Source organism: Variovorax sp. 01T439_2 (genome assembly GCF_056398445.1).
Genome location: NZ_JBFTPJ010000480.1, coordinates 1 through 8,007, shown reverse-complemented (window position 1 = coordinate 8,007; position 8,007 = coordinate 1). Strand labels below are relative to the sequence as shown.

Annotated in this window: 7 protein-coding genes and 1 pseudogene; all 8 read right to left on the bottom strand. The window is 68.0% G+C overall.

The window, feature by feature from the left end:
• Positions 1-609: transporter substrate-binding domain-containing protein (locus AC1DOC_RS20960; RefSeq protein WP_478130413.1), on the bottom strand; the 609-nt coding region annotated here is incomplete at its 3' end.
• A gap of 330 nt (positions 610-939) precedes the next feature.
• A complete protein-coding gene (locus AC1DOC_RS20955) occupies positions 940-2,196 on the bottom strand; it encodes an FAD-dependent oxidoreductase (protein WP_015865642.1) in 1,257 nt (418 codons plus the stop codon).
• Positions 2,197-2,257: 61 nt separating this feature from the next.
• On the bottom strand, positions 2,258-3,523 hold the full coding sequence (locus AC1DOC_RS20950; protein WP_478130412.1) for a thiamine pyrophosphate-binding protein: 1,266 nt from the start codon (positions 3,521-3,523) through the stop codon (positions 2,258-2,260).
• Positions 3,524-3,614: 91 nt separating this feature from the next.
• Positions 3,615-3,872: pseudogene (locus AC1DOC_RS20945) on the bottom strand (thiamine pyrophosphate-binding protein); the annotation flags it as partial.
• A 124-nt stretch (positions 3,873-3,996) separates the two neighbouring features.
• Entirely contained in the window at positions 3,997-5,127 is a 1,131-nt protein-coding gene (locus tag AC1DOC_RS20940) for a saccharopine dehydrogenase C-terminal domain-containing protein (protein WP_015865640.1), read from the bottom strand.
• Positions 5,128-5,284: 157 nt separating this feature from the next.
• A complete protein-coding gene (locus AC1DOC_RS20935) occupies positions 5,285-6,214 on the bottom strand; it encodes an NAD(P)-dependent oxidoreductase (RefSeq protein WP_015865639.1) in 930 nt (309 codons plus the stop codon).
• Positions 6,211-6,900: an RraA family protein gene (locus tag AC1DOC_RS20930; protein WP_015865638.1), complete on the bottom strand. Its 690-nt coding sequence runs from the start codon at positions 6,898-6,900 to the stop codon at positions 6,211-6,213. The genes AC1DOC_RS20935 and AC1DOC_RS20930 overlap by 4 nt, the downstream gene beginning before the upstream one ends.
• Positions 6,901-6,948: 48 nt before the next feature.
• Positions 6,949-7,962 carry a tripartite tricarboxylate transporter substrate binding protein gene (locus AC1DOC_RS20925; protein ID WP_015865637.1) on the bottom strand — a complete coding sequence of 338 codons (1,014 nt, stop codon included), beginning with the start codon at positions 7,960-7,962 and terminating at the stop codon, positions 6,949-6,951.
• Between the last annotated feature and the right edge of the window lie 45 nt (positions 7,963-8,007).

Below are 8,007 nucleotides of genomic sequence, written 5' to 3'. Positions count from 1 at the left end.
GGCCGGATCGGCTTCCTTGCGCAGGCCGATGCTCACGGGTGCGGTGTAGATCGGCGTGGGGATCTGCATCACGCCCACGTTGGCGCGCTTGGCCAGCAGCGGCTGCGCCAGCAGGATCACCAGGATCTGGCAGTCGGCGCGGCCGGCCTGCAGCGCGAGCGTTGCGGAGCCCGAGTTCTCCAGCCGCTGGACGTCGGCCTTCGGCAGGATGCGCGTGGCGAGCTGGTCGTGGCTGGAGCCCACGTCGACCACGATCTTGTTCTCCGGCGCGTTCAGCTGCTCCCAGGTCTTGGTCGGGAACCCCTTCTTGCACACGGCGGTGTAGGTGTTGTCGAACAGGGTGTCGGAGAAGTTCACGACCTCCTTGCGCGCCGGCGTCGGCGCCATGCCGAACATCGCATCGATCTTGTTCGACTGCAGGTCGAGCACCGCGTTGCCCCAGGTGGTTTCCACATACTCGACCTTGGCGCCGAACTTCTTCGCCAGGCTCTCGGAGAAGTCGGGCCCGAAGCCTTCCCACTTGCCCGAGACCAGGTCCTTGCTGAAGTACGGAATGGCCCCGGCGATCGCGCCCACCCGCAGGACCTTGGTCCGTTGGACGCGGGTCATCGAGCTTTCCGGCTCCTGGGCGACGCTGAGGGTGAGGGTGCATGCGCTCGTCAGCGCGAGGAGGGTGCGAAGGATCGCTCGTTTTGTAGTCATGGGGTCTCCAAGCAAAAAGCTCGCCATTTGAATAAGAAGGAAGGCTTCGACTCGCGAATGAAGTCTAGGAGCCATGATAGTCACGAGCAATGCGGCACTTCGTCAGGATCGCGCGAAGTTTTCGTCATACCGTCATCCTGGGCATGCGAAACGACCGATTCCGTCAGACGGCGCTCGAATGTCCGGGTCGCACCATGGGCACGCCCCGGGTGCCAGATCGGTGCACCCCGCGCGGCTTCAGCCCAGGAAGCGTGAAGGCCGGAACGGCGCGGGATCGAAGGCGCAGGCTTCGCCGGCCATCATTGCGCCCAGGAGCGCGGCCGTTCCGGGAGCGGTGTTGAAGCCGATGTGCTGATGGCCGAAGGCGAGCCAAAGGCCTGGGCGGCCCGGGCATTCGCCGATCACCGGGCGGCTGTCCGGCAGCGTGGGGCGGCTGCCGAGCCAGGCTTCCTTGTCAAGGCGCTCCTCGAGCGGAAACGCCTCGCGCGCCGCGCGCTCCGCCAGGTCGAGCTGCGCGAGATTCCGGGGCGCCTCGCGATCGGTCAATTGCACGCCGGTGGACAGGCGCAGGCCTTGTTCCATCGGCGACAGCACATAGCCGCCGCCGGTGTCGTAGACCGGCCGCCCGAGCGAGGCGCCGCCGGCGGCCCCGTAGTGCATGTGGTAGCCGCGCTCGTACGCCATCGGCACCGACAGACCCAAGGCCTTCTTCGCGAACTCCCGGCTCCACGGCCCCAGCGCGAGCACGACGCGCGAGGCCTCGTGGAGCGTGCCGCCGTCTTCGCTGAGCTGCCAGGCATCGCCTGCATCCGATCGGCGCAGGCCGCCGATCGATGCCTGCCGGATGCGGCCTCCGCGCGCGGTGAAAAGCCTGGCATAGGCCTCGACCACCTGGCCAGGGCTGTCCACCGACGCCGTGTCCTGGATCCACAGCGCGCGCGGGAACAGCGGCTTCAGGTGCGGCTCGAGCTGCGCGAGCTCTCGCGCATCGAGCAGCTGCGTTGCAATGCCGAATTTCTTGAAAGTGTCCCGCGAGCGCTGGCCGCCGAGAAAGCCTTCCTCGCTGCGGTAGAGAAAGAGCCACCCGTTCGTGCGCAGGCGGTGCGCCGCGCCCGCTCCGCCCAGCAGCCGCAGGTGCTCCTGCGTCGAAAGCCGGATCAGTGCATCGAGCGCCGCGGTCGTTTCATGAAAGACCGCCGCGCGCGCGTTGGCCAGGAACTTCAGCGCCCATGGCAGGTTCTTCGCGAGGAAAAGCGGGTTGTAGCGAAAGCCCGCGGAGCTGTTCTTCAGCAGTCTGGGAAGCGAGGACCACAACCCCGGATGGTTGAACGGCATCAGCGAGCTGCGGGCGATCACGCCGGCATTGCCGTAGGAGGTTTCACGGCCCGGGGCGGTGCGGTCGAAGACCGTCACGTCGAAACCCCGCCGCTGGAGCTCGAGGGCACACGACACGCCGACGATGCCGGCGCCGAGCACGGCAACAGTGTTCTTCATTCAGGCCAATCGGTTCATTCGCCGAAAAGTCTATCGCGAACCGCCGGCGCCGCGATCGGGTCTACAGATAGGCCACGTCTTCCGGCGCCAGCGCCAGCGGATCGAGCTTCTTTTTTGCCAGCCATGAATACACGGGCGGCACGCGGTCCGCCAGCGATTCGATGTGGATGTCGATGAGGCAGGGGCCGTCATACGCGAAGGCTTCATCGAGCGCCTGCACCAGTTCGCCGGGCGTGGCGGCCGTCCAGGCCTTGATGTCGAAGGCCTCGGCAATGGCCTGGCCGCGCGGCGGCAGGAAGTCCACGCCAAAGCATTCGTCGTGGCCCTTGAGCCGGTGCAGCCCCTTGATCCAGCCGAAGCAGCCGTTGTTGAACAGCATCAGCAGCGCCGGCACCTTCTTGCGAACCAGCGTCTCGAGCTCGCCGACGGCCATGTTGAAAGAGCCGTCGCCGAACATGCCGATCGGCCGGCGGGTCTTGTCGGCATACCAGGCGCCGACCACCGCGGGAATCGCCGAGCCCAGGCCGCCGAAGGCACGCGGAATGACGAAGCGCGTGCGGCGGTCCCCGATGCGCAGGAAGCGCGTCATGTAGGGCGTGGGTGTGCCGGCATCCGAAAGAATGTGCACGGCCTGGCCGTACTTCTCGAGCTGCTTGCCGAATTCGCGCACCACGCGCTCGGGCCGCAGCGGCACGTCACTCAGCGAGAGCACGCCTTCGGCATGGTCCCAGAAGTTCGCCCGGTAAGTGTTGAGATGGTCGATCCAGGGCGTGTGCTTCGAGCCATCGAAATCGACGGGCGCCTCGTTCAGGATCTGCTTCAACACCAGCTGCGCATCCGCGGCGATCGACAGCAGGTTCTCGTAGTTGTTGGCAAGGCGCTCGGGGTTGATGTCGATCTGCACCACGCGCTTGTTGAGCGTCGACTTGGGGAAGGTCCAGCCCACGGTGACGACGGAGCCCATGCGCGAGCCGACGAAGATCACCAGGTCCGATTCCTCGAGCGCGCGGTTGGCATGCGGATGAAAGCCGTTGTCGCCGATGACGCCGATGGCCAGGCGGTGATCGTCGGGCAGCGCGCCCTGGCCGGTGATCGTGTTGACCACGGGCACGTTGAGCTTCGCGGCCACCTCGGTGAGCGCGCTGCCGGCGCAGGAGCGGTTCACGCCGCCGCCCGCGACGAAGAGCGGCTTCGAGGCCTTCCGCAGCAGCGCGAAAAGCTCGCCCACCTTGCCGGGCGCTGGCGCCATCGGAAAGGCCGGGAAGGTCCTGCATTCGGGCTCGGCGTGCAGCGAGATGGCGTCGGGGTCGATCTCCGCCAGCAGCATGTCTTCCGGGATCTGCAGGTGGCCTGGCGCAGTCGAGCTCGGTGATCATGCCGCGGCCTTCGCCGGGCAGCGGCAGGTCGATGGTCAGCAGGATGACCGGCACCGAGGAAGCATTCGATTCCGCCAGCGGCGGCAGCGAGTACATCGCGCCGGCGCCCGAGGGGCATTCGAAGATGCCGGGCCTGTCGGTCAGCCGCGCATAGGCGTCGGCCATGTAGCCGGCCGAGCGTTCGTCGCGGGCCATGACGTGCTCGATGTCGCCGTGGCGGCGCTGCAGCGCCTCGTAGAACGGCACGTTGGTGTCGCCGGGCACACCGAAAAGTACGTCGACACCGTAGTTGATCAACATCTGCACGAGCACGTCTGCACCACGCATGGCAAAACTCCAGTCCGGATTGAAAAAGAAGAAAGAGAGACAGGGGCGGGCCGGGGCCTTGCGCTCCCCGGCCGCGGCTTGCGCGAAGCACTCAGGCTCAGGCTTCGGCGAGCTTCTGCTGCGAAGGGCTGGAGGCGCTCACGCCAAGCCCCTGGTAGTAGTGGCCCACGCGCGTCGAGAGAAAGGCCTCGAGCGGCGCCTGCTCCTGCCCGACAAAGCCGGCGCGGGGCAGCTTGCCTTGCTGCAGCAGCTCGAACACGCCGACCACGCCGGCCGCCGTGGTGAGCTCGATGGCGGTGCGGTCCTTGCCGCGAAGCCTGGCGCCGAACACGCGGCCCAGGCGGGTTTCCTGCTCGAAGCGGCCGCCGCGCATGCCCGAGGCCGACGCGAACACGATCACCACGTCTTCGCGGCTGTGCGGCACCGCGTGCTCGAGCACCTGGCGCAGCAGGTCGCGGCGCTCGATCAGGCGCAGGTCGTGCAAGAGGAAGTTCATCGCATCGCGGTGGCCCGGATAGCGGATGGTCTTGTAGTCGAGGTTGCGCACCTTGCCGCGCAGCGTCTCGCACAGCGTGCCCAGGCCGCCGGATGTATTGAAGGCCTCGAAGGCCTCGGCGTCGAGCGTGAAGGTCTCATGGCCCTCCAGCGCCTGCACCGACACGAGCTGGCCGTTCACGATCGCATCGCAGGCGTTGCAGTACTCGTTGATGACGCCGTCGATGCTCCAGGTGAAGTTGTAGCGCAGGCTGTTGGTGGCATTGCGCGTGAGCGCGCCGACGCGAAGGCGCAGATCGTAGAGCTCGTCGAAGTGCCCCGCCAGGTGCCCGCCGAGCATGCCAATCACGCCGGGCGCGAGGCCGCTTTGCGGCATCAGCACCGACGTGGCTTCGTCGGAAAGCTGGCGGATCGCATGCGTGGCCGCCACGTCCTCCGTGAGGTCGAAGTAGTGCACGCCCAGCCGCGCCGCCTGCGTGGCCACGCGCGCGGCCAGGAAGAACGGCAGCGCGTTGATGACCACCGTGTGCGCGGCCAGTTCGCCGGCCAGCGCCGCTTCGTCCTCCACGTTCAGCGTGATCTGCCGCACCAGCGGATCATTGGACGGCGTGCCGGCGCGCTGGTCGGCCAGCGTCACCGGGATGCGGTGGTATTCGGCGATCATGTCCGCCACCGTGCTGCCCACCTTGCCCGCACCCAGCACCAGAACATTCTTGACTTGCAGCTTCGACATTTTGTTTCTCCAGAAAAGAGCCACAGCTCCGTAGAGAAAATGTAGAAGCGAAGGCTGGCAGGCGGTAGAGAGCAGAACGGCGAAGGCGGCAGTGTTCTCGACGTTTCGACGAAGGGGCGTGACGTTTTCGCGCGAGGGGCGGCCCGCGCCCTCCGGTTCAGGCCGTGGCGACCGGCTGCCGTGCGAGCACCTGCAGCACGTTCTTCGCCGCGCCGACGCCCATGTTCACATAGGCATCGCCGGTCACGCCGCCGATGTGCGGGCTCAGCACGAAGTTCTCCTCGCCCTGGAACGGGTGGCCGGCGGCCATGGGCTCGACCGCGAAGCTGTCCAGGCCCGCCATGCCGACCTGGCCCGAGCGCACCGCGGCCAGCAGCGCCGCCTCGTCGACGAGGCCGCCGCGCGCGGTGTTCACCAGGATCACGCCGCGCTTGCACCGCGCCAGCGTGCCGGCGTTGACCATGCCGCGGTTGTCTTCCGTCAGCGGGCAGTGCAGCGAGATCGCATCCGACTCGCGCCAGATCGCCGGCAGGTCGACCGGCGTCACATGGGGCGGAAGATTCGCGGCATAGGGATCGAAGCCGATCACGCGCATGCCCAGCGCATCGGCCATGCGGGCAAAGCGCAGTCCGATCGCACCCAGGCCGATCAGCCCGATGGTGCGGCCGCCGAGCTCGAGGCTCTTGTGCGTGGCCTTGTCCCAGTGGCCGGCGTGCATGCGCGCGTCCAGCGCCACGACCGACTTGGCGCAGGCCAGCAGCAGGGCCAGTGCCTGCTCGGCCACCGCAGCGGCATTCGCACCGGCCGCCGCGACGACCTCGATGCCGCGCGCCCGGGCCGCGGCCTTGTCGATGGTGTCGGTGCCGCTGCCGTGCTTGGAGATCACGCGCAGCGAGGGCGCCGCATCCATCACCGCGGCGCCGACCTTGCCGTAGCGCACGATGATGGCCACGGGGTCGTGCGCGCGGCACAGCGCCACCAGGTCGTCTTCGGTCGGCGTCTTGCCGGCGTAGACGATCTCGTGGCCCTCGAGCAGCGCGATGGCCTGCGGCGCCAGGTCGGCGCCGGTCACCACGATGGTGCTCACAGGGTCTCTCCTTCCTTGAGCACGCCGGCCGTGCGCAGTGCGCTGTTCAGCCACTTGGCCGCGGTGTCGCCTTCCTTGATGGCGGCAATGCGTGCGGCCTCGTCGCTGACCTTGCGGGCCGCCGCGGGCAGCAGCGCCTCGATCTTCTCGCGCTCGACCACCACCACGCCGTCGCCGTCGGCAATCACGAAGTCGCCCGCGCGCACCGTGACGTCGCCGACCGAGACGGGATGGCCGATGCGCCCGGCGATGTTCTTGGTCGGGCCGTTCGGGTTGGTGCCCACGCAGAACACGGGGTAGTCCATCTCGTCGATCTCGAGGCTGTCGCGGCAGGCGCCGTCCATCACCACGCCCGCGATGCCGAGCTTCTGGCAGGCCGTCATCATGATGGTGCCCATGAGCGCCGAGCCTTGGTCGCCCTTGCCGTCGATCACCAGCACGTCGCCGGGCCTGGCCATTGCGATGGCGGCGTGGATCATGAGGTTGTCGCCGGGCCGCACTTCCACCGTGAAGGCGGGGCCGGCCAGCTTCATGCGTGGGCGCAGCGCCTTGATGCGGCCATGCATCGCGCCTCGGCGGCCGGCCACGTCGGCCAGGATGGCGGGCTGCAGTTCGGCGGCCTGCGCCACGACGTGCGCGGGCACGCGCTCGAAATTGCGGATGATGTCGGGAGGGTTGGAGGACATGGTTTCTCTTGGAGGAATGAAGAGGGGAGGTTCAGTGCGGCGTGCGCCTCAATCGACCTTGGCGCCCGAGTCCTTGACGACCTTGCCCCAGCGCACCATTTCTTCGCGGATGTAGGCGCCGAACTCCTCCGGCGTGCTGCCCTTCACCTCGGCGCCCTGGCTTGCGAGCTTGCGCTTGACCTCGGGGTCCTGCAGCGCCTTGTTGAACGCCGCGTTGAGCTTGGCCACCACGTCCTTCGGCAGGCCGGCCGGACCCGCAACGCCGAACCATGTCGCGGCCTCGAAGCCCTTGTAGCCCGACTCGTCCACCGTTGGCGCACCGGGAAGGTCGGCGGTGCGCTTGCGCGAGGTGACGACGATCGGGCGCATCTTGCCGCTCTTGATGTGCCCGATCAGCGTCGGCACCGAGGACATGTACATCTGGACCTGGCCGCCGATCAGGTCGGTCGATCCCTGCGCGGCGCCCTTGTAGGGCACGTGCGTGAACCTGACGTCGGCGGTCTTCTGGAAGAGCTCGGTCGCCAGGTGCGCCACCGTGCCGCTGCCCGAGCTCGCGTAGTTGAGCGCATCGGGCCTGGCCTTGGCCGCGGCCACCACGTCGGCCAATGTCTTGTACGGCGAGTCGGCCGCCACCACCAGCACCAGCGGCGCGCTGGCCACGAGGCCGATCGGCGTCAGATCCTTCTCGGGGTTGTAGGGCAGCCTGGCGTAGAGCGTGGGATTGATCGCCAGGTTGCTGGTCTGGCCGAGCACCAGCGTGTAGCCGTCGGGCGCTGCCTTGGCGGCCGCATCGACCCCGAGGTTGCCGCCCGAGCCGGGCTTGTTGTCGATGACGATCGACCAGCCGTTGCTGGTGGCGACCTTGTTGGCAACTTCACGCGCAATCAGGTCGGTGCCGCCGCCGGCCGGGAACGGCACGATCAGCCGGATCGGCCGCGACGGATACGGGGCCTGCGCAAGAGCGCCGGCAGGTGCGAGGAGGGTGGCGCCGGCCACCAGTGCTGCGGCGGCGATGGCGAGACGACGACGCGAAGCGCCGGCACGAAGCGGGAATGAGGGCATGAACTTGTCTCCTGTGGCCGAACTGCCCGGCCCTGTGAAGCGGGT